22 protein-coding genes are annotated in these 18,571 nt (G+C 72.4%); 7 read left to right on the top strand and 15 right to left on the bottom strand.

The genetic code is table 11. From position 1 onward, the window contains the following. Positions 1-75 precede the first annotated feature (75 nt). Complete coding sequence (locus tag AB0P41_RS18305) at positions 76-819, top strand: alpha/beta fold hydrolase (protein WP_365932891.1); 744 nt, start codon at positions 76-78, stop codon at positions 817-819. 64 nt (positions 820-883) lie between these two features. Here AB0P41_RS18305 and AB0P41_RS18300 read toward each other — a convergent pair whose 3' ends face one another. From AB0P41_RS18300 to hisD, 10 genes are all read right to left on the bottom strand, one after another. Next, positions 884-1,813 carry an alpha/beta hydrolase gene (locus tag AB0P41_RS18300; RefSeq protein ID WP_365932888.1) on the bottom strand — a complete coding sequence of 310 codons (930 nt, stop codon included), beginning with the start codon at positions 1,811-1,813 and terminating at the stop codon, positions 884-886. 237 nt (positions 1,814-2,050) lie between these two features. Continuing rightward, positions 2,051-2,983, bottom strand: a complete 933-nt coding sequence (locus AB0P41_RS18295; protein ID WP_365932886.1) for a dienelactone hydrolase family protein — start codon at positions 2,981-2,983, stop codon at positions 2,051-2,053. A gap of 190 nt (positions 2,984-3,173) precedes the next feature. Beyond that, complete coding sequence (hisF, locus tag AB0P41_RS18290) at positions 3,174-3,929, bottom strand: imidazole glycerol phosphate synthase subunit HisF (RefSeq protein ID WP_356712313.1); 756 nt, start codon at positions 3,927-3,929, stop codon at positions 3,174-3,176. Beyond that, entirely contained in the window at positions 3,926-4,324 is a 399-nt protein-coding gene (locus AB0P41_RS18285) for a RidA family protein (RefSeq protein WP_365932884.1), read from the bottom strand. Before AB0P41_RS18285 ends, hisF begins: the two co-directional genes overlap by 4 nt. Beyond that, a complete protein-coding gene (gene priA / locus AB0P41_RS18280) occupies positions 4,321-5,046 on the bottom strand; it encodes a bifunctional 1-(5-phosphoribosyl)-5-((5-phosphoribosylamino)methylideneamino)imidazole-4-carboxamide isomerase/phosphoribosylanthranilate isomerase PriA (protein WP_356712317.1) in 726 nt (241 codons plus the stop codon). Before priA ends, AB0P41_RS18285 begins: the two co-directional genes overlap by 4 nt. Next, a complete protein-coding gene (gene hisH, locus AB0P41_RS18275) occupies positions 5,046-5,687 on the bottom strand; it encodes an imidazole glycerol phosphate synthase subunit HisH (RefSeq protein WP_356712319.1) in 642 nt (213 codons plus the stop codon). Before hisH ends, priA begins: the two co-directional genes overlap by 1 nt. A gap of 9 nt (positions 5,688-5,696) precedes the next feature. Continuing rightward, positions 5,697-5,864 carry a hypothetical protein gene (locus tag AB0P41_RS18270; protein ID WP_164493711.1) on the bottom strand — a complete coding sequence of 56 codons (168 nt, stop codon included), beginning with the start codon at positions 5,862-5,864 and terminating at the stop codon, positions 5,697-5,699. Then, a complete protein-coding gene (gene hisB / locus AB0P41_RS18265; protein WP_031098999.1) occupies positions 5,861-6,454 on the bottom strand; it encodes an imidazoleglycerol-phosphate dehydratase HisB in 594 nt (197 codons plus the stop codon). Before hisB ends, AB0P41_RS18270 begins: the two co-directional genes overlap by 4 nt. After that, positions 6,451-7,569 carry a histidinol-phosphate transaminase gene (locus AB0P41_RS18260; RefSeq protein ID WP_356712322.1) on the bottom strand — a complete coding sequence of 373 codons (1,119 nt, stop codon included), beginning with the start codon at positions 7,567-7,569 and terminating at the stop codon, positions 6,451-6,453. The genes hisB and AB0P41_RS18260 overlap by 4 nt, the downstream gene beginning before the upstream one ends. Further along, positions 7,566-8,888 carry a histidinol dehydrogenase gene (gene hisD, locus AB0P41_RS18255; RefSeq protein ID WP_365932882.1) on the bottom strand — a complete coding sequence of 441 codons (1,323 nt, stop codon included), beginning with the start codon at positions 8,886-8,888 and terminating at the stop codon, positions 7,566-7,568. The genes AB0P41_RS18260 and hisD overlap by 4 nt, the downstream gene beginning before the upstream one ends. Positions 8,889-9,048: 160 nt before the next feature. Between hisD and AB0P41_RS18250 the strand changes: the two genes are divergently transcribed. From AB0P41_RS18250 to AB0P41_RS18230, 5 genes are all read left to right on the top strand, one after another. Further along, entirely contained in the window at positions 9,049-10,650 is a 1,602-nt protein-coding gene (locus AB0P41_RS18250; protein ID WP_356712326.1) for an oxidoreductase, read from the top strand. Positions 10,651-10,894: 244 nt separating this feature from the next. Then, a complete protein-coding gene (locus tag AB0P41_RS18245) occupies positions 10,895-11,929 on the top strand; it encodes a hypothetical protein (protein WP_365932881.1) in 1,035 nt (344 codons plus the stop codon). Positions 11,930-11,940: 11 nt separating this feature from the next. Then, complete coding sequence (locus AB0P41_RS18240) at positions 11,941-12,717, top strand: LON peptidase substrate-binding domain-containing protein (RefSeq protein WP_356712330.1); 777 nt, start codon at positions 11,941-11,943, stop codon at positions 12,715-12,717. 17 nt (positions 12,718-12,734) lie between these two features. Continuing rightward, positions 12,735-13,235, top strand: a complete 501-nt coding sequence (ybaK, locus tag AB0P41_RS18235; RefSeq protein ID WP_365932879.1) for a Cys-tRNA(Pro) deacylase — start codon at positions 12,735-12,737, stop codon at positions 13,233-13,235. Positions 13,236-13,299: 64 nt separating this feature from the next. Further along, positions 13,300-13,686, top strand: coding sequence for a TraR/DksA C4-type zinc finger protein (locus AB0P41_RS18230; RefSeq protein WP_365932877.1), 387 nt, complete (start codon positions 13,300-13,302; stop codon positions 13,684-13,686). Positions 13,687-13,795: 109 nt separating this feature from the next. On the opposite strand, the gene AB0P41_RS18225 is transcribed toward AB0P41_RS18230, so the two are convergent. From AB0P41_RS18225 to AB0P41_RS18205, 5 genes are all read right to left on the bottom strand, one after another. Beyond that, on the bottom strand, positions 13,796-13,969 hold the full coding sequence (locus AB0P41_RS18225; RefSeq protein ID WP_238442104.1) for a hypothetical protein: 174 nt from the start codon (positions 13,967-13,969) through the stop codon (positions 13,796-13,798). Between the two features lie 137 nt (positions 13,970-14,106). Next, on the bottom strand, positions 14,107-14,820 hold the full coding sequence (locus tag AB0P41_RS18220; protein ID WP_356712336.1) for an ABC transporter permease: 714 nt from the start codon (positions 14,818-14,820) through the stop codon (positions 14,107-14,109). A 34-nt stretch (positions 14,821-14,854) separates the two neighbouring features. Beyond that, positions 14,855-15,655 (bottom strand): ABC transporter permease, encoded by an 801-nt coding sequence (locus AB0P41_RS18215; protein WP_356712352.1) that lies wholly within the window; start codon positions 15,653-15,655, stop codon positions 14,855-14,857. Positions 15,656-15,758: 103 nt separating this feature from the next. Continuing rightward, positions 15,759-16,739, bottom strand: a complete 981-nt coding sequence (locus AB0P41_RS18210; protein WP_356712354.1) for an ABC transporter ATP-binding protein — start codon at positions 16,737-16,739, stop codon at positions 15,759-15,761. A gap of 118 nt (positions 16,740-16,857) precedes the next feature. Then, positions 16,858-18,117, bottom strand: a complete 1,260-nt coding sequence (locus AB0P41_RS18205; protein WP_365933168.1) for an NYN domain-containing protein — start codon at positions 18,115-18,117, stop codon at positions 16,858-16,860. A gap of 268 nt (positions 18,118-18,385) precedes the next feature. On the opposite strand from AB0P41_RS18205, the gene AB0P41_RS18200 reads away from it, so the two are divergent. Next, positions 18,386-18,565 carry a hypothetical protein gene (locus AB0P41_RS18200; protein ID WP_104789831.1) on the top strand — a complete coding sequence of 60 codons (180 nt, stop codon included), beginning with the start codon at positions 18,386-18,388 and terminating at the stop codon, positions 18,563-18,565. The last annotated feature ends 6 nt before the right edge of the window (positions 18,566-18,571 follow it).

The following is an 18,571-nucleotide window of genomic DNA, read 5'->3' as shown; positions in this document are numbered from 1 at the left end:
CACAGTCCCGGCCCGTTCCGGTGCGGCCGCCCGTAACGTCGGTGCATGACTCATGAATTGCGTACACACGACGGTTTGACCCTGCGTTACCGGTCCTGGTCGCGGAACCCGGACGGCGCCCTGCCTCCGGTGGTCCTGCTGCACGGCTTCGCCGCGAACGCCCGGCTGAACTGGGAGGGCCCCGGCGTCGTCGAGGCGCTCGTGGCGCGCGGCCGGCGGGTGTACGCCCTGGACGCGCGGGGCCACGGCGAGTCGGACCGGCCGCACGACGACACCCGTTACGGCGAGTCGCTGATGGCCCGTGACGTGCGTCTGCTCATCGACCGCATCGGCGCGGACCACGTCCATGTCGCGGGCTACTCCATGGGCGCCGTGGTGGCGGTCCTGGCCGCCGCTGAGGACTCCCGGATCAGCCGCCTGGTGGTGGGCGGGATAGGCGCGGGCGCGGTGGAGGTGGGCGGCCTGGACACCCGGGCGATGCCTCCGGAGCTGGTCTCGGCCGCTCTGACGGCGGACGATGCGGCGGACGTACCCGAGCGGGCCCGTGGTTTCAGGGCGTTGGCCGACGCCTCGGGTGCCGACCGTCACGCACTGGCCGCGCAGATCCGGGCCGTGCACCGGGGCGCACTGCCGCTGGACCGGATCACGATGCCCACACTGGTGCTGGCCGGCGAGAACGACCCGCTGGCCGTACGCCCCCGGGTGCTCTCCGACGCGATCAAGGGTGCGGAGCTGGTCGTGCTGCCCGGGGACCATCTGTCGGCCGTGCGCGATCCCGGATTCGCCGAGGCCGTCGCGGCGTTCCTCGCGCGCGGCTGAGGGGCGGGCGACGCGAAGGGGCCGGACCACGGTACGCGTGGTCCGGCCCCGGTCGCCCCCCGGATCAGTGCGGGCAGTTGCCCCGGTACTCGGCGATCGTCAGGCTGGCCGACGGGATCGGGCAGAGGAACTGCTCGTAGCGGGTGTCGTTGTCGATGAAGCGCTTCAGCCACGAGATGCTGTACTTCGCGATCGTCGTGTTGGACGTGTTCGGAGTGAAGTGGGTGGCACCCCGGAGCTCCAGGTACGCCTTGTCCAGCGAGCTCGGCAGCGAGTTGTAGAACGGCTTCGAATGGGTGGTGACGGAGGCGATCGTGTCACCGTCCGCCCCGACGACCAGGGTCGGGGTCTTCACCTCCGGCCAGGTCTTGTCGAGGTTCCAGCCGGTCAGCGGGATCGCCGCCTTCAGCGAGGGACGGTCCTTGGCGGCCTCCAAGGTGCCTCCGCCGCCCATGGAGTGGCCCATCACGCCGAGCCGGGAGGAGTCGACCCGGCCGCGCACCGAGCTGTCCTCGGTCAGGTAGTCCAGAGCGGCGAGCAGCTGGTCACCGCGGCTGGCCGGCTGGTCGAGCGTGGTGTTGGTGTCGATGGTGAACACCACGAAGCCCTGTGACGCCAGACGCGGACCCAGCCACGCGATGCTCGACTCGTAGGCGGTGAAGCCGGGCGAGATGACGACCGCGCCGAACGTCCCGTCCGAGGTTGACGTCGGGTAGTAGATCGTCCCGCCGCCGAAGCCCCTGACGCTCAGCGACGACACGGACGTCTGGGACGTGGAGTAGGAACCGCGGATCGCCTCGATGCTCGCGTTGCTCGGCGCCGGACCGCGCTCGTACGGGTTGTCGGCGGCCTGGGCTCCGCCGGGGACGAGCGCGGTGAGCAGACCGGCGGTCGCCGCCGCTGCCGCCAGGGCGCCCTTGACGGTGCGGGAGCGGCTCTTCGACATCGGGTGGCGGCGCGGGGAGATGTCGCCGGAGGGGAGGTGCTGCTGCACGGGGATTCCTCTCGGTTGTGGCGGAACCGCACCGGGGCCGCCGGTCGCCCCGTCGTCCGGGGGCTTCGGGTGTGCACCGCGTCGGTAGCGCCGTCCTTCATTGGCCTGCCGCCACTTTCGCGGTGGCTCCCCCGGGCGGACATCGGCGAGATCGCCGGTCTTCGCTCCGGATCACACGGCCGGGCAGCAGCACGAAGGGCCGGACCGCGCGCGCGGTCCGGCCCCTGGTCCTGTCGGTCAGGAGGTGTGCGGGCAGTTGCCCTTGTACTCGGCGATCGTCAGGCTCGTCGACGGCAGCGGGCAGAGGAACTGCTCGTAGCGGGTGTCGTTGTCGATGAAGCGCTTCAGCCACGAGATGCTGTACTTCGCAATCGTCGTGTTGGACGTGTTCGGGGTGAAGTGGGTGGCACCCCGCAGTTCCAGATACGCCTTGTCCAGCGAGCTCGGCAGCGAGTTGTAGAACGGCTCCGAGTGCGAGGCGACGGAGGCGATCGTGTCACCGTCCGCCCCGACGACCAGGGTCGGGGTCTTCACCTCGGGCCAGGACTTGTCGAGGTTCCAGCCGGTCAGCGGGATCGCCGCCTGCAACGACGGCCGGTCCTTGGCGGCCTCCAAGGTGCCGCCGCCGCCCATGGAGTGGCCCATCACGCCGAGCCGGGAGGAGTCGACCCGGCCGCGCACCGAGCTGTCCTCGGTCAGGTAGTCCAGAGCGGCGAGCAGCTGGTCACCGCGGCTGGCCGGCTGGTCCGACGTGGTGTTGGTGTCGATGGTGAACACCACGAAGCCCTGCGACGCCAGACGCGGACCCAGCCACGCGATGCTCGACTGGTAGGCGGTGAAGCCGGGCGAGATGACGACCGCGCCGAACGTCCCGTCGGACGTGGACGTCGGATAGTAGATCGTCCCGCCGCCGAAGCCCCTGACGCTCAGCGAGGAGACGGTCGTCTGTGAGGTGGCGTACGAGCCACGGCTCGCCTCGATGCTCGCGTTGCTCGGCGCCGGGCCACGCTCGTACGGATTGTCGGCGGCCTGCGCGCCCGGCATCAGCGCTGTGACCAGACCGGCCGTGGCGGCCGCCGCCGCGACGGCGAACCTGACGGTGCGGGAGCGGTTCTTCGACGTCCGGTGGCTGCGGGGGGAGATGTCGCCGGAGGGGAGGTGCTGCTGCACGAGGGGGGATCCTCTCGGTTGTGGCGAACCACCCCGCGGCAGCCGGCGGCCCCGTCGTCCCGGGGCCTTCGGGGGAGCACCGCGTGGTGGCGCCGTCATGTTGTTGACGGCGCCACTCTGGCGGCGTGCCCTCCGGGCGGACATCGGTGAGATCGCCGGTCTTCGCGACCGGCGATCTCCCTGTCCTGGGTCAGCGAACGGGGTGCCCGGCCTCGCGCAGGGCGCCCTTGACCTCGGAGATTCGCAGGTCACCGAAGTGGAAGACCGATGCGGCGAGGACCGCGTCGGCGCCGGCGCCGACGGCCGGCGGGAAGTCCGCGAGGCGGCCCGCGCCGCCCGATGCGATGACGGGGACCGTGACGTGGGCCCGTACCGCCTTGATCATCTCGGTGTCGTAGCCGTCCTTCGTGCCGTCCGCGTCCATCGAGTTCAGCAGGATCTCGCCCGCCCCGAGCTCGGCCGCCCGGTGCGCCCACTCGACGGCGTCGATGCCGGTGCCCCTGCGTCCACCGTGGGTCGTGACCTCGAAGGTGCCCTCGGGGGTGCGCCGGGCGTCGACGGAGAGCACGAGGACCTGGCGCCCGAAGCGTTCGGCGATCTCGCGGATCAGGTCGGGGCGGGCGATGGCGGCGGTGTTGACCCCGACCTTGTCGGCCCCGGCTCGCAGCAGCTTGTCGACGTCGTCGGGGGTGCGGACGCCGCCGCCGACGGTGAGCGGGATGAAGACCTGCTCGGCGGTGCGGCGCACCACGTCGTACGTCGTCTCGCGGTCACCGCTGGAGGCGGTGATGTCGAGGAAGGTCAGCTCGTCGGCGCCCTCGGCGTCGTACAGCTTGGCCATCTCGACGGGGTCGCCCGCGTCGCGCAGGTTCTGGAAGTTGACGCCCTTGACGACGCGGCCCTTGTCGACGTCCAGGCACGGGATGACCCGTACGGCGAGGGTCATCGCTCACCCGCCCGGTAGGCCTCGACCTCGACCTCGACGACCAGGGAGGGGTCGACGAAGCCCGAGACGATGATCATGGAGGCGGCGGGGCGGACGTCGTCGAAGAGCTCCTTGTGGGCGCGGCCCACCTCGTCGACGTCGCGGGCGTGCGTGATGTACATCCGGGTGCGGACGACGTCCTCGCGGCCGAGTCCGGTCTGCTTCAGGGCGTCGAAAGCGGCCTGGAAGGAGGTGACGGTCTGCTCGTACGGGCTGCCCGCGGAGATCTGGCCGTTGACCACGGAGGTGCAGCCGGAGACGAGGACGAGGCCGTTCGGGAGCTGGACCGCCCTGGAGTAGCCGAACTTCTCCTCCCAGGGTCCGTCCGAGGAGACGCGGCGTACGGAGTCCGTCATCCGGCGACCGCCTTGAGGGCCTCTTCCAGGGTGAACGCCTTGGCGTACAGCGCCTTGCCGACGATGGCTCCCTCGACACCTTCCGGGACGAGCAGGGAGATCGCGCGGAGGTCGGCCAGCGAGGAGACGCCGCCGGAGGCGACGACGGGCTTGTCGGTGGCGGCGCAGACGTCGCGCAGGAGGGCCAGGTTGGGGCCCTGCAGCGTGCCGTCCTTGGCGATGTCGGTCACGACGTAGCGGGCGCAGCCCTCGGAGTCGAGGCGGGCGAGCGTCTCGTAGAGGTCGCCGCCGTCGCGGGTCCAGCCCCGGCCGCGCAGGGTGGTGCCCCGGACGTCGAGGCCGACGGCGATCTTGTCGCCGTGCTCGGCGATGACCTTGGCGACCCACTCGGGGCTCTCCAGGGCCGCGGTGCCGAGGTTGACCCGGCGGCAGCCGGTGGCGAGGGCGGCTTCGAGCGAGGCGTCGTCGCGGATGCCGCCGGAGAGCTCGACCTTGATGTCCATGGCGCCGGCCACCTCGGCGATGAGGGCGCGGTTGTCGCCGGTGCCGAAGGCGGCGTCCAGATCGACGAGGTGCAGCCACTCGGCGCCGGAGCTCTGCCAGGCGAGGGCCGCCTCGAGCGGGGAGCCGTAGGAGGTCTCGGAGCCGGATTCGCCGTGCACGAGGCGGACGGCCTGTCCGTCGCGGACGTCTACGGCGGGGAGCAGTTCAAGCTTCGGCATTACAGCGTCTCGATCCAGTTGGTCAGCAGCTGGGCGCCGGCGTCGCCGGACTTCTCGGGGTGGAACTGGGTGGCCCACAGCGCGCCGTTCTCCACGGCGGCCACGAACCGCTCTCCGTGCGTGGCCCAGGTGACCTTGGGGGCACGGATCTTGGCGTTGGTCACTTCCAGGGACCAGTCGTGCGCCGCGTAGGAGTGCACGAAGTAGTAGCGGGCCTCGGCGTCCAGGCCCGCGAAGAGCTGGGATCCCTCGGGGGATTCGACGGTGTTCCAGCCCATGTGGGGCACGACGTCGGCCTTCAGCGGTCCGACGGTGCCGGGCCACTCGTCGAGGCCCTCCGTCTCGACGCCGTGCTCGATGCCGCGCTCGAACAGGATCTGCATGCCGACGCAGATGCCCATGACGGGACGGCCGCCGGACAGCCTGCGGCCGATGATCCATTCGCCGCGCGCCTGCTTCAGTCCCGCCATGCAGGCGGAGAAGGCTCCGACGCCGGGGACGAGCAGCCCGTCGGCGTTCATCGCGGTGTCGAAGTCGCGGGTGATCTCCACGTCCGCGCCGACGTGGGCGAGGGCCCGCTCGGCGGAACGGACGTTGCCGAAGCCGTAGTCGAAGACGACGACCTTCTTCTTGTCGCTCACAGTGCCACCTCAGTCCCAGAGTCCCTGGATCCGCATGATGCCCGCCACCAGGCACATCACGGAGCCGATCCCGAGGAGCACGACGACGCCCTTGGGCATGCCCTGCTTCCAGAAGGAGTAGACGCCGCCGGCCAGGAAGAGGCCGACGATGATCAGAACGGTGTTGAGGCCGGTCACAGGGCGCCCTTCGTGGACGGAAGGATGCCGGCCGCGCGCGGGTCGTGCTCGCTGGCGTAGCGCAGGGCGCGGGCGAGCGCCTTGAACTGGCACTCCACGATGTGGTGGGCGTTGCGGCCGTACGGAACGTGGACGTGCAGGGCGATCTGTGCCTGGGCGACGAACGACTCCAGGATGTGCCGGGTCATCGTCGTGTCGTACTCGCCGATCATCGGCGCCATCTTCTCCGGCTCGGTGTGCACCAGGTAGGGGCGGCCGGAGAGGTCGACGGTGACCTGGGCGAGCGACTCGTCCAGCGGGACGGTGCAGTTGCCGAAGCGGTAGATGCCGACCTTGTCGCCGAGCGCCTGCTTGAAGGCGGCGCCGAGCGCGAGGGCGGTGTCCTCGATGGTGTGGTGCGAGTCGATGTGCAGGTCGCCCTCGGTCTTGACCGTGAGGTCGAAGAGGCCGTGGCGGCCGAGCTGGTCGAGCATGTGGTCGTAGAAGCCGACCCCGGTCGCGACATCGACCTTGCCGGTGCCGTCGAGGTTGATCTCGACGAGCACGGAGGTCTCCTTGGTGGTCCGTTCCACCCTGCCTACGCGGCTCATGCGTCGTGCTCCTTCTTCAGTTCGCGCACCGCATCGAGGAACGCGTCGTTCTCTGCCGGGGTTCCCGCGGAGACCCGCAGCCACCCCGGTACGCCGTTGTCCCGGACCAGGACGCCCCGGTCGAGGATCTGCTGCCAGGCGGTGCGGCTGTCGGCGAAGCGGCCGAACTGGACGAAGTTGGCGTCCGAGTCGGTGACGGCGAAGCCGGACTCCCGCAGCGCGTCGACCAGCCGGTCGCGCTCGCTCTTGAGCTGCGCGACGTACCCGAGCAGCGTATCGGTGTGCTCCAGCGCCGCGAGCGCGGTGGCCTGCGTGACGGAGGACAGGTGGTACGGCAGGCGCACCAGCTGGACCGCGTCGACGACGGCCGGGTCGGCCGCGAGGTAGCCGAGGCGCAGACCGGCGGCGCCGAACGCCTTGGACATGGTGCGCGAGAGCACCAGGTGCGGGCGGCCCTCGATCAGCGGGAGGAGCGAGGGGCGGTGGCTGAACTCGCCGTACGCCTCGTCGACGACGACCATCGAGGGCCGGGCGGCCTGGGCCGCGTCGTACAGCGCGACGACGGTCTCCGCGTCCACGGCGGTGCCGGTGGGGTTGTTGGGCGAGGTGATGAAGACCACTTCGGGCCGGTGCTCGGCGATGGCCTTCTTCGCCGACTCCACGTCGATGGTGAAGTCCTCGTTGCGCGGACCGGAGATCCAGCCGGTGCCGGTGCCGCGGGCGATGAGGGCGTGCATGGAGTACGAGGGCTCGAAGCCGATCGCGGTGCGCCCGGGGCCGCCGAACGTCTGCAGCAGCTGCTGGAGGACCTCGTTGGATCCGTTGGCCGCCCAGACGTTGGCGGCCGCGACCTCGTGGCCCGCCGTGCGGGTGAGGTAGCGGGCGAGCTCGGTGCGGAGCTCCACGGCGTCGCGGTCGGGGTAGCGGTTGAGGTCGCGGGCGGCCTCACGGACCCGCTCGGCGATGCGGTCGACGAGCGCGTCGGGCAGGGGGTACGGGTTCTCGTTGGTGTTCAGCCGGACCGGCACGTCGAGCTGGGGCGCCCCGTACGGGGACTGGCCGCGCAGTTCGTCGCGGATCGGGAGCGCGTCCCAGGCGTTGGTGCTGTTCGTCACGCTTGCGGAACCTTCCAGCCGAACCTGGCCTTGAGCGCGGCGCCGTGGGCGGGGAGGTCCTCCGCCTCGGCCAGGGTCACCACGTGGTGGGTGACCTCGGCGAGGGCGTCGCGGGTGTAGTCGACGATGTGGATGCCGCGCAGGAAGGACTGCACGGAGAGGCCCGAGGAGTGGCAGGCGCAGCCGCCGGTCGGCAGGACGTGGTTGGAACCGGCGCAGTAGTCGCCGAGGGAGACGGGCGACCAGGGGCCGACGAAGACCGCGCCGGCGTTGCGGACCCGGTCGGCGACGGCTGCGGCGTTCTCCGTCTGGATCTCCAGGTGCTCGGCGGCGTACGCGTCGACGACCTTGAGGCCGTCCTCGATCGAGGAGACCAGGACGATCGCGGACTGGCGGCCGGCCAGGGCGGGCTCGATCCGGTCCGTGACGTGCTTGGTCGCGGCGATCTGGGGCGTCAGCTCGGCCTCGGTGGCGGCGGCCAGCTCCTCGGAGTCGGTGACGAGGACGGCGGCGGCCATCGGGTCGTGCTCGGCCTGGCTGATCAGGTCGGCGGCGACGTGCACCGGGTCGGCGCTCGCGTCGGCGAGGATCGCGATCTCGGTGGGGCCGGCCTCGGCGTCGATGCCGATGCGGCCCTTGAGGAGCCGCTTGGCGGCGGCGACGTAGATGTTGCCGGGGCCGGTGACGAGGTTCACGGGCAGGCAGTCCTCGGTGCCGTACGCGAACATCGCGATGCCCTGGGCACCGCCGGCGGCGTACACCTCGTCGACGCCGAGGAGGGCGCAGGCGGCGAGGATCGTGGGGTGCGGCAGGCCGCCGAACTCCTTCTGGGGCGGGGAGGAGACGGCGAGGCCCTCGACGCCCGCCTCCTGGGCGGGGACGACGTTCATCACGACGGAGGACGGGTAGACCGCACGTCCGCCCGGGACGTAGAGCCCGACGCGCTCGACGGGTACCCACTTCTCGGTGACGGTGCCGCCGGGGACGACCTGGGTGGTGTGCGTGGTGCGGCGCTGCTCGCGGTGGACGAGGCGGGCGCGGCGGATGGACTCCTCCAGGGCGGCCCGCACGGCGGGGTCGAGCCGCTCCAGCGCCCCGGTGATCGCGTCGGCGGGGACCCGGATCGAGTCGAGCCGGACGCCGTCGAATTTCTCCCCCCACTCGATCACTGCCGCCGAACCACGATGGCGTACGTCCTCGCAGATGGGCCGCACCGTCTCCAGGGCGGCTTCCACGTCGAACTCGGCACGGGGCAGCAGGTCGCGCAGGGCGCCGCCCTCGGGGAGGGCGGTACCGCGCAGATCGATTCGAGAGATCACACCGCAATTCTCTCAGACCGGTTCAGCCGTCCGGTCGCCCGTATCACTGGCTGATACATGTCCCGGCTGTCACTGCTGACCATTAGCGTTCACGTGGTCACACAGAGGGAAGAACGACTGTACGAAGCGCGGGTCGGCCCGCGCAGGCGGAGGTGAGGCAGTGACCGAACCGCACGACGGCGGGATCCCCGACGGGCTCAGCGCCGCGGAGCTGGGTATGTGGCAGTCCTTCCGTAACGGCACGACCTACGATCTTCGTGTCCACGATCCGGTGCGCGACGATCCGTTCGCCCCGCACATCTGGGGCCCCGAGCGCAGTGTCGGCGCGCGCACGGTGGCGCGCCTGCTCCTCGACGGGCCGCCCGCACGGCCGGGGCGGGTGGCCGCGCTGAAGCTCCGGGGCGTGCGGATCACCGGGAAGCTGGACCTGGCGGGCGGCCGGGTGTCTCCGTACGTCGAGCTCACGGGCTGCCGCTTCGAGCAGGAGGTCGTGCTGCCCGAGTGCCACTTCACCACGTTGCGGATGGTGGGGTGCGCGGTGCCGAGGCTGGACGCGGCCCGGCTCCACACGGAGGGCGACCTCCATCTGCCGCGCTGCCGGATCGAGCGTGGCGTCCGGCTGACCGACGCCCAGATCGGCACGGATCTCCTGATCAACCAGATCGCCATCGGCCCGGACCGGCGCGGACGCGCCTTCGTGGGCGACGGGATGTCGGTGGCGCAGGACCTGCAGGCCGAGATGATCGAGACGCGCGGCGAGCTGAGTCTGCGCGGCGCGAAGGTCGGCGGTTCGCTGAGCCTGCGCGGCAGCCGGCTGCGCGCCACGGACGGGCGGCGGGCGCTGAACGCCCCGCAGCTGAGCGTGGAGCGCACGCTGTACATGACGGAGGCGTGGGTGGTCATCGACACGGGCAACCAGGGCACCACTCCCCCCTTCGGTGTCGCGCGCGGCGGTGGTCCGGCGCGCGGGACACGTGCGCAGGTCTTCGAGTGCCGGGGCGCGGTGCGGCTCGACGACGGGCGGTTCGGGGACGCGGTGGACCTGCACAAGGCCCGTTTCGTGCTCGCCGACCGCGAGGAGCTCTCGCTGCGCCGGATCGTCACGCCCGAGCTGCGCTTCAACGCGGAGCGCCCGAGGGAGGGCCGGGTCGTGCTGAACGGCGCGAAGGTGGTCACCCTGATCGACGTGTCGACCAGCTGGCCAGGCCCGGGCGGCCTGGCGATGGGCGGCTTCGTGTACGAGAACCTCGTCCCGTACGGCCATTTCCCGCTCTCCCGGCGCCTGGAGTGGGTGCTGGCCGCGACCCCGGAGTACGTCCCGGAGCCGTACGAGCGTCTCGCGGCGGTGCTCCGCAGCTGCGGGGAGGACGCGGACGCACGCGAGGTGCTGCTGGCCAAACAGCGGCGCCGCCGCGAGACGCTGCCGGCCGCCGGACGGATCTGGGGCTATCTGCAGGACTGGACGGTGGCGTACGGCTACCGGCCGGGGCGGGCCCTGGTCTGGATGGCGGTGCTGTGGGCGGCGGGGGCGGTGGCCTTCTCGCAGTACCGCCCGGAGTCGATCAAGGGGAGCGAGCACCCGCAGTGGAATCCCGCGCTGTACGCGCTGGATCTGCTGGTGCCGGTGATCAATCTCGGGCAGGACGGCTACTGGCTGCTGGAGGGCGGCTGGCAGTGGACGGCGGCGGCTCTCGTGCTGCTGGGTTGGATACTGGCCACGACTGTGGCGGCGGGCGCCTCCCGGCTCCTGCGGCGCGGCTGACCGGAGGCCGGTGCCCCGTCCCGCCGGATCCCTGCCGGCGCAGCGGTCGCGAGGGGCCGGCGCAGCGGTCGAAAGGCCGGCCGAGGTCCGGCAGGGCGGGCGGTCGCCGGCAACCGTACGGTCGGAATCACGCCACTCACTCGCTCTTCCTTTGCCTTTTCTTGACCCCGCTCAGGGCAACCCTTCCACTCGCTACAGAAGCTTCACAGAGGCCCTCTGGCGCAGCCCTCACCAGGGCTTTTCAATGGTCTGCACCATGGCTTTCCTCCGTGCAGTGCTGAACTCCGCGCGCACGTTCCGGTACGGCCCCGGGCTGACCGCCGGGCTGCCGGCGGACGACGCGGTGATGCTCGACGCCCCCGACGAGCGGCTCTCCCCCGCGCTGGTGGCGGCTGCCCTCGGCGACTTCGAGCCCGCGGCCAAGCTCCTCGCCACCACCAGGGACGCCGCCGACTGGGAGACCCGGGACCGCACGCTGGCCCGGCTGGTCGCCTTCGCGCGCAGTCGCGACGGCTGGCTCACCGGCTGGCTGGCCGCCGCGCCGCGCGACCCGGACGCCCTGCTCGTCAAGGCCGCGCTGGCGGTGCGCCGCGCCTGGGAGTCCCCCGCCCACGCGGAGCTGCTGCGCGAGGTGGGGCCGCTGATCACGGCGGCGGCCGAGGCCGATGCCCATGACCCGGTGCCGTGGCGGCTGGCGCTCGACCACGCCCGGGGCACACACGCCTCGCACACGGTCTTCGAGTCGCTGTGGGAGCAGGCCGTCCGACGCTCCCCGCACCACTACGGCAGCCATGTCTCCGCTCTCCGGTATCTCTCGGCCGAGTGGTACGGCTCCCACCGTGAGTGCTTCGACTTCGCCGAGCGGGCGGCCGAGGACGCCGCCGCGGACTCCCTGGTGCAGGCCCTGCCCGTGCGGGCGGCCTTCGCGCTGCTGCGGGACGAGAAGGCGTCCGCGCGGGCGACCTCCGTACAGACGGACCGGATCGACGCCGCCGCCGACCTCGCCATCCGGTTCTCGGCCGGATTCCCCGCGGGTGACCCCTGGCCGGCCGAGGTCCGCAACCTGCTGGCCTACGTCCTGGTCGCCCGGGGCCGCGCGGCCGAGGCGCTGGAGCAGTTCCGGCTGATCGGGCCCTACGCGACCTCGTTCCCGTGGGCCGCCGTGACCGGGGAGGCGCTCGGCGGATTCCTCGACGCGCGGACCGGTGTCCGGCTCCGGGTGGCCTCTTCCACACCCCTGTGCGGGCGGCCGGAACACAGCGGGCGCCGCGGCCATTAGGCTTGGCGGTTGTGACCACCGCTCGCCTGCCCCTCTTCCCGCTGAACGCGGTGCTGTTCCCCGGCCTCGTGCTGCCGCTCAACGTCTTCGAGGAGCGTTATCGCGCCATGATGCGCGACCTGCTCGAGATCGACGAGGACGAACCGCGCCGCTTCGTGGTGGTCGCGATCCGCGACGGCCGCGAGACCGCCCCCACGGCCACCGGCATGCCGGACACGGCCACCACCGCGCCTCCGGCCGAACGGGCTCCGGGTGACGGCTTCGGTCCCGACCCCCTGCAGACCTTCCACCGGGTCGGCTGCGTCGCCGACGCGGCGAAGATCCGTGAGCGCGCCGACGGCAGTTACGAGGTCCTGGCGACCGGCACCACACGGGTCCGGCTGCTCTCCGTCGACGCGAGCGGCCCGTTCCTGACGGCCGAGATCGAGGAGCTGCCCGAGGACCCGGGGGCCGACGAGGGCGAGGACTCGCCCACGGACGAGGCGGGCGCGCTGTCGGAGGGCGTCCTGCGGGCCTTCCGCAGCTACCAGAAGCGGCTGGCCGGGGCGAGCGAGCGTTCCCTGACGACCGGTGCGGACCTGCCGGACGACCCGTCCGTGGTCTCGTATCTCGTGGCCGCCGCCGCAGTGCTCGACGTCCCGACGAAGCAGCGGCTGCTCCAGGCCCCGGACACCGCGACCCGGCTGCGGGAGGAGCTGGCGCTGCTGCGCAGGGAGACGGCCGTCATCCGGCACCTGCCCTCCCTGCCGGCGTCCGACCTGACCCGCGACCCCACGTACCCCAACTGACCCGAGGACCGGCCCCGGTGGCGAAGAAGCCCAGGAAACAGCAGTCCGGCTCCACCCCGGCCACGGTCGCCCTGACCACGGCCGGCACGGTGTTCACGGTGCACGCGTACGACCACGATCCCTCGTCGCCGTCGTACGGGGAAGAGGCGGCCGAGGCCCTCGGCGTCCCGGCCGACCGGGTGTTCAAGACCCTGGTCGCGGACGTCGACGGTGAACTGGTCGTCGCGGTCGTCCCTGTGGCGGGATCCCTGGACCTGAAGGCTCTGGCGACGGCGGTGGGCGGCAAGCGTGCGGCCATGGCCGACCCGTCGGCGGCCGAACGCACCACGGGCTACGTCAGGGGAGGCATCTCCCCGCTGGGCCAGCGCAAGCGTCTGCGTACGGTGCTGGACGCGTCGGCCGGGTCGCACTCCACGATCTGCGTCTCGGCCGGGCGGCGGGGCCTGGAGGTCGAGCTCTCCCCCTCCGACCTGGCCACTCTGACGGACGCCACCCTGGCCCCGGTCGGCCGGTCGTAGCGGAAACCCCTCGGCGCGCGGGCTTCGCGGAATGCGGACCCCCTGTGCGACCGTTTCCGCACAGGTGAACGAATCTTCTTCTGCCGGAGCCGGACCGGGCGGCCTCGCGGCCGCCCGGGAGCGACTGCTCGCGGAACGCCGCTCCACGGAGTCCCGGCTCGCGGCTCTGCGGAGCGATTTCGACGGGATCGTCGAGGCGAACGCCCTGGTGGCGGTGGACGACGAGCACGACCCGGAGGGATCCAGCACCGCCTTCGAGCGGGCCCATGTCGCCTCGCTGCTCGACCGGGCGAGGGACCACCTTGAGGAGGTGGACCGGGCCCTGGAACGGCTGGAGCAAGGCGACTACGGGCGCTGCGAGGCGTGCCGCGACCCGATCCCGCCGGGCCGTCTCGAGGTGCGCCCGGCAGCGAGGACCTGTGTGCGGTGCGCTGCCGGCGCACCCCGCTGACGCCCGGGCGCGACGGGCCGGGAAGCGTGAACCGCCTCGCGGCGGGCCGGGAAGCGTGAACCGCCTCGCGGCGGGCCGGGAAGCGTGAACCGCTTCCGCCGGCACGCGCTCAGCGCTTGAAGGCGTCCTTCGACTTCTCCTTGGTGCCCCGGCCCTTGCCGCGGGCCTCCAGGGCCGCTCCCTTGGCCGCGGTGGTGTCGTCGCCGACCGCGTGGGCCACCTTGCGTACGGCCTTCCCGACGATCTGCTCGGTCTTGGCCTTGCTCTTCTCTCCGGCGCTCATGTCGGTCCTTTCGTAGGTGTTCACCCGGTCGCCTGCCCCTGTCCGTGGGGCGGAAACGGACCTGACGGAAACGACCGGACGCAGACGGAACGGCACCGCGGAGCCGGGCGGCTCCCGCACGGGACCCACGGGAAGCGCTACGGCCGTCCCGGGTCCGGCTTGTCCGCCGGCCGGCCGGCCTCTGCCGCCGGCCACTCGGGGGCGGTCCCGTCCCCCGCCTCGGCCCGGGGCGTCCCGTACGGGCTCTCCCACTCGGGCTCAGGATCCCGCGGCCCGAACAGCGCCGTCAGACCCAGGTGGACGATCATCGCGGCGATGGGCCAGGCGAGGATCGCCGCCCCCACCGCGTGCAGCTCCAGCGGCGCGTCGAAGGTGACCCCCTGGCCGGCCTCCTTGGCATGGGCCACCACATCGGACGTCGGCCCCAGCCAGGTGCCGACCCCCCAGGCGAGCAGGGAACCGAGCAGCCCGCCCAGGGCGAGCCCCACCACCAGCGGAATGCCCCCGCGCCGGCGGAGGAGGAACACGACGGCCGCCGAGACCAGGCCGAAGGCGAGTGCCAGCAGCACGAACGTGCCGTCGGCACCGATGGCCTCCTCGCCCTCGCTGTTCTTGAGGAACACGGCGGTCTCGTCGGAGACGAGCGGCACCCGGGGCGCCAGCCACAGCCAGAGCAGCCCGAGGCCCGCACCGGCCACCGTCAGCACCGCGGCGATCACCCCGGCCTGCCGCAGCTCCGCACGCCGCTCGTCCGGGCCCGGCTGCTCGCCGGACAGGTGCGACCCGGCGGGCGGGGCCTGCCACGGGTCGTTCGGCTGGGGCTGGTGCGGCGGCGTCAACGGTGCGGTCACAGTGCCATCGTGCCAGGCTGACGTGTGCGCCGCCTCACCGGACCGCCGCACGCCGGTACGCCCAGGTGGCCACGGCCAGCGAGAGCACACCGACCGCCGCGCACACCGCGAGGTCGAGAGCGACGACCGCCCAGTCGGGGTGGGCGTCGAAGGACCGGGACAGCGCCTCGACGCCGTAGGTCGACGGGAGCAGGTCGCGCGCCCACCCGATCGGGCCGGGCAGCCGCTCGGCCGGCAGCACGCCCAGCAGCAGTGCCGCCGACATGCCCAGCTGCCCCAGCAGTGTCGCCACCTCCTGCCGCGGCGCCAGCAGCCCGAGCGCGGCTCCCAGTCCGGAGAGCGCGGCCCCGGAGAGGGGGATGACGGCGACGAGCACCCACAGGTGCGTCATGGGGAGCCCGAACAGCGCGCTGCCCGCCACCGCCGTGACGATCGTGCCTGGCACGGTGAACGAGGCGTACGCCCCCGCCGCCCCCAGCACCACCGCGGCCGGCGGCACCGGCAGCGTCGCGTAGTGGTCGAGCCCGCCGCCGGCCCGGAGCTGGCCGAAGTACTGCGCGAGCAGATTGAGCGCGACGAAGGCCACGACCAGCACGCTGGAACCGGCGACGACGGCCCGTGCCTCCGCACCGCCGTCGACGACCCCGCGCATCAGCACCATGATCCCGACGGACTGGAAGGTCGCGACGAACAGCAGCGGAATGCGCGCGACCCTCGCCCGCGACAGCTGCGCCCGGTAGACGGCGGCCAGCGACGGGAGCAGCCTTGCCCTCGGCGCGAGGGCCGCGGGGGCCGTGCGGGCGGGCGGGCCGGTCCGTACGGCGGAGGTGCGCACCTTCGGGCCGGTCACCTTCGCGGACTCCGTGGGAACGATGCTCGTCACCTGGCAGTGCTCCCGTCCGACTCCGACACGTTTCGTGACACGTTCACCGTCCTGCTCACGCCTTCACCAGTCCCTCGGCCCTGGCGGCGTCCCCGCCGAGCGCCAGATAGACGTCCTCCAGGCTGGGCGTGGCCAGCGTGAAGTCGTCGAGCGAGGAGAACGCCGCCCCGCCGGTCACCGCGGCGACCGCGGCCCGCGCCTCGTCGGGTCCGAGCCGCAGCACCCACTTGCGCCCCGACTCCTGCGCGGATTCACGGAGCGCGGCCACCTCCGGGACGTCGAGCGGTGCGCGCTCGCGCCACACCAGCTCGACCCGCACCTCGCCGGCCACCCGTTCCTTGAGCCCGGACGGGGTGTCGCAGGCGATGACCTTGCCGCGCTCCATGACCGCCACGCGGTCCAGGACTGTCTCCGCCTCGATGACGTTGTGGGTCACGAGCAGCACCGTCGCCCCGTGCTCGGCACGCCTGCGGTCGACGGCGGACCAGACGGAGCGCCGGGCGACGGGGTCCATGCCGGTCGTCGGCTCGTCCAGCACCAGGAGGGGACGCTCGCCGACCAGCGCCGCGGCGAAGCAGGCGAGCCGCCGCTGCCCGCCGGACAGCTTCTTCAGCGGGCGTCCGGCGAGGCCGGTGATCCCGAGCTCCTCGAGCACGTCGTCGCGGGCGGCACGCGCCTCCCGTACGGGCAGGCCCCTGAGCCGCCCGGTGGTCTCCGCGGCGAGCGACACGGTCAGTTCGTCGAGGGCGGTGGACTCCTGGCCCAGGTAGCCGATGAGCCGCGAGGCCCGCTCGGGGTGGCGCACCAGGTCGTGTCCCAGCACCTCGACGCTCCCGGAGTCGGGGCGCATCAGTCCGGTGAGCTGGCGCACGAGCGTGGACTTGCCCGCACCGTTGGGTCCGAGCAGTCCGAAGATCTCACCGCGCCGGACATCGAGGCGGACCCCGTCGGTGGCGCGCACCTCGGGAGTGGCGGCGCGGCCTCGCCGGCCACGGACGGCCGGGTAGGTCTTGACCAGGTCACGCACCGCGCACACGGTGCCGGTCTGCGCCTGCGCTGCGCCCGTAGCCTGTGCTGTGCCCGTACTCACGAGGGATGAGCCTACGGGGTCGGATGCCCCGTATCGCGTCCGGGGCCGGGCAGCGCCGCCCCGCTCACTCCCCCGCGGGAGCGTGCTCGGCGGCGGCCCGTACGTCGATCTCGCGCCAGAACCCCGCCCTGATGGCATAGCGGTCGTGCTCGTCGATCTGGTCGTCCTTGTGCGCCAGCAGCCCGAAGCGGGCCGCGTACCTGAGCAGTTCCCCGTCGATGCGGTGCGGGATGCGGGGGTACATGGTGGACAGCTTCTGCAGGTGGACGGTCTCCGGCAGCCGTTCCATCCAGCGCCGGGCGAAGACCTGGCCGACCTCGAAGGGGTCACCGCCGACGGTGGTGATGTCCTCCTCCCGGTCCGCCCAGCGCTGTTCCGCGCTGGTGAGGTGGGCCAGGGTCGGCAGGGACGCGGTCTCGGCCGGTTCGCCGAGCGGTCCGCCGCGCTCGACCCAGCCCTTGTCGGACGACCAGCGCAGTGTCGCGTTGGCGGCCGGGGGCTGGGCGGTGTGCTGCGCGGCCTGGGCGACCGGTGCGCGCAGGCTCGCCAGGTCCTTGGGGGTGGGTACACCCTTGGGCCCGGGCACCGGCTGGGGGTGCGGGACGGCTTCCCTGTCCGCCGAGCCGGTGCCGTTACGGGCCGCGGCGGCCTGGGCCTCGGACGCCCGCTCGGCGGAGGCGGCGAGGGCGGCCTCGGGCAGCGGCGCGGACAGGATCGCGGCGATCTCGGGGCGCGGGACGGGCGGGGGCGCGCAGATGCCGCCGGTCTCCTTGGCGCGTACGGCCTTGGTGATCCAGGCCCGGTCGAGCACCCGCCGCTCGTCGGCCTCGGCGACGAGGTCCTCGGACTGGTTGTAGTCGCCGTCGGCGGCCTGGACGGCCCAGAGGTGGACGGCGACGCCGTGCTCCTTGGCGGACATGAGCCCGGGCAGCAGATCGCCGTCACCGGTCACGAGCACCACGTCGGAGCAGGCGCGGTTCCTGGCCAGCTCGGTCAGCTCGGCGTGCATGGCCGCGTCGACGCCCTTCTGTGCCCACCGTCCGTCACTGCGGGTGAGGGCGCCCAGCCTGACGGTCACCCGTGGCATGACGCGCAGCCTGCGGTGCTCGGGCTGCGGCACGCGGTCGGGGGCGCCGTCGAACCAGTAGATGCGCAGCAGGGGCTGTTCCGTGTCGGCCTCCGCGCGCTCGCGCAGGCCCTGGATCAGGGCCGCGTGGTCGACGGTGATGCGGGAACGGGCGGGCTCTCCTGCCAGCAGACTCGCGGCTGCGCCCAGCAAGTAGCCGGCGTCCACCAGGACGACGCAACGGTCCACGCGTTCCACCCTCTTCCAGTTCGGGAGCGGATCAGCGGCCCCTGACATGGGGGTGCGTCCGCCGGCCCGGGGTTCGCTTACTCAGGGTTTCCTTCGAGTCTGCCCGACGGCGCGGGGGTTAAGGTCCGGAACTCGATCATCGGCGTGGCGGATCCGGGAACGGCGGATGATACCTCGCCTACTACGCTCGGTAATGATCCAACATGCGTCCTTTGTGGTGATATGTGAGTCTGACAGCGGTTCTGGACCCCCCAGAGCTTCCACAGGAGGCATCACGATGGCGAAGAACAAGAACCGCAAGCAGGGCAGCCAGCACGACCGCGCTTCGGCCGCGGAGCGTGGCGCCGAGGAGGCCAAGTCGACGGCGTACGAGTCGCAGACCCAGCCCCAGTCGCAGGCGCAGGGCAGCCCGGCGGACGTCGCGCGCAAGCACCAGAAGCGGTTCGGCCACAACTGACCGGTT

The organism is Streptomyces sp. NPDC079167 (assembly GCF_040686735.1).
Lineage (GTDB): Bacteria > Actinomycetota > Actinomycetes > Streptomycetales > Streptomycetaceae > Streptomyces.
This window is presented reverse-complemented; position numbering and strand designations above follow the sequence as displayed.

Coding starts and splice junctions, on each gene's coding strand:
- hisB (WP_031098999.1), bottom strand. CDS start 6,454: ATGAGCCGCGTAGGCAGGGTGGAACGGACCACCAAGGAGACCTCCGTG.
- priA (WP_356712317.1), bottom strand. CDS start 5,046: ATGCCGAAGCTTGAACTGCTCCCCGCCGTAGACGTCCGCGACGGACAG.
- AB0P41_RS18200 (WP_104789831.1), top strand. CDS start 18,386: ATGGCGAAGAACAAGAACCGCAAGCAGGGCAGCCAGCACGACCGCGCT.
- hisF (WP_356712313.1), bottom strand. CDS start 3,929: ATGACCCTCGCCGTACGGGTCATCCCGTGCCTGGACGTCGACAAGGGC.
- AB0P41_RS18225 (WP_238442104.1), bottom strand. CDS start 13,969: ATGAGCGCCGGAGAGAAGAGCAAGGCCAAGACCGAGCAGATCGTCGGG.
- AB0P41_RS18245 (WP_365932881.1), top strand. CDS start 10,895: ATGGTCTGCACCATGGCTTTCCTCCGTGCAGTGCTGAACTCCGCGCGC.
- AB0P41_RS18285 (WP_365932884.1), bottom strand. CDS start 4,324: ATGACGGACTCCGTACGCCGCGTCTCCTCGGACGGACCCTGGGAGGAG.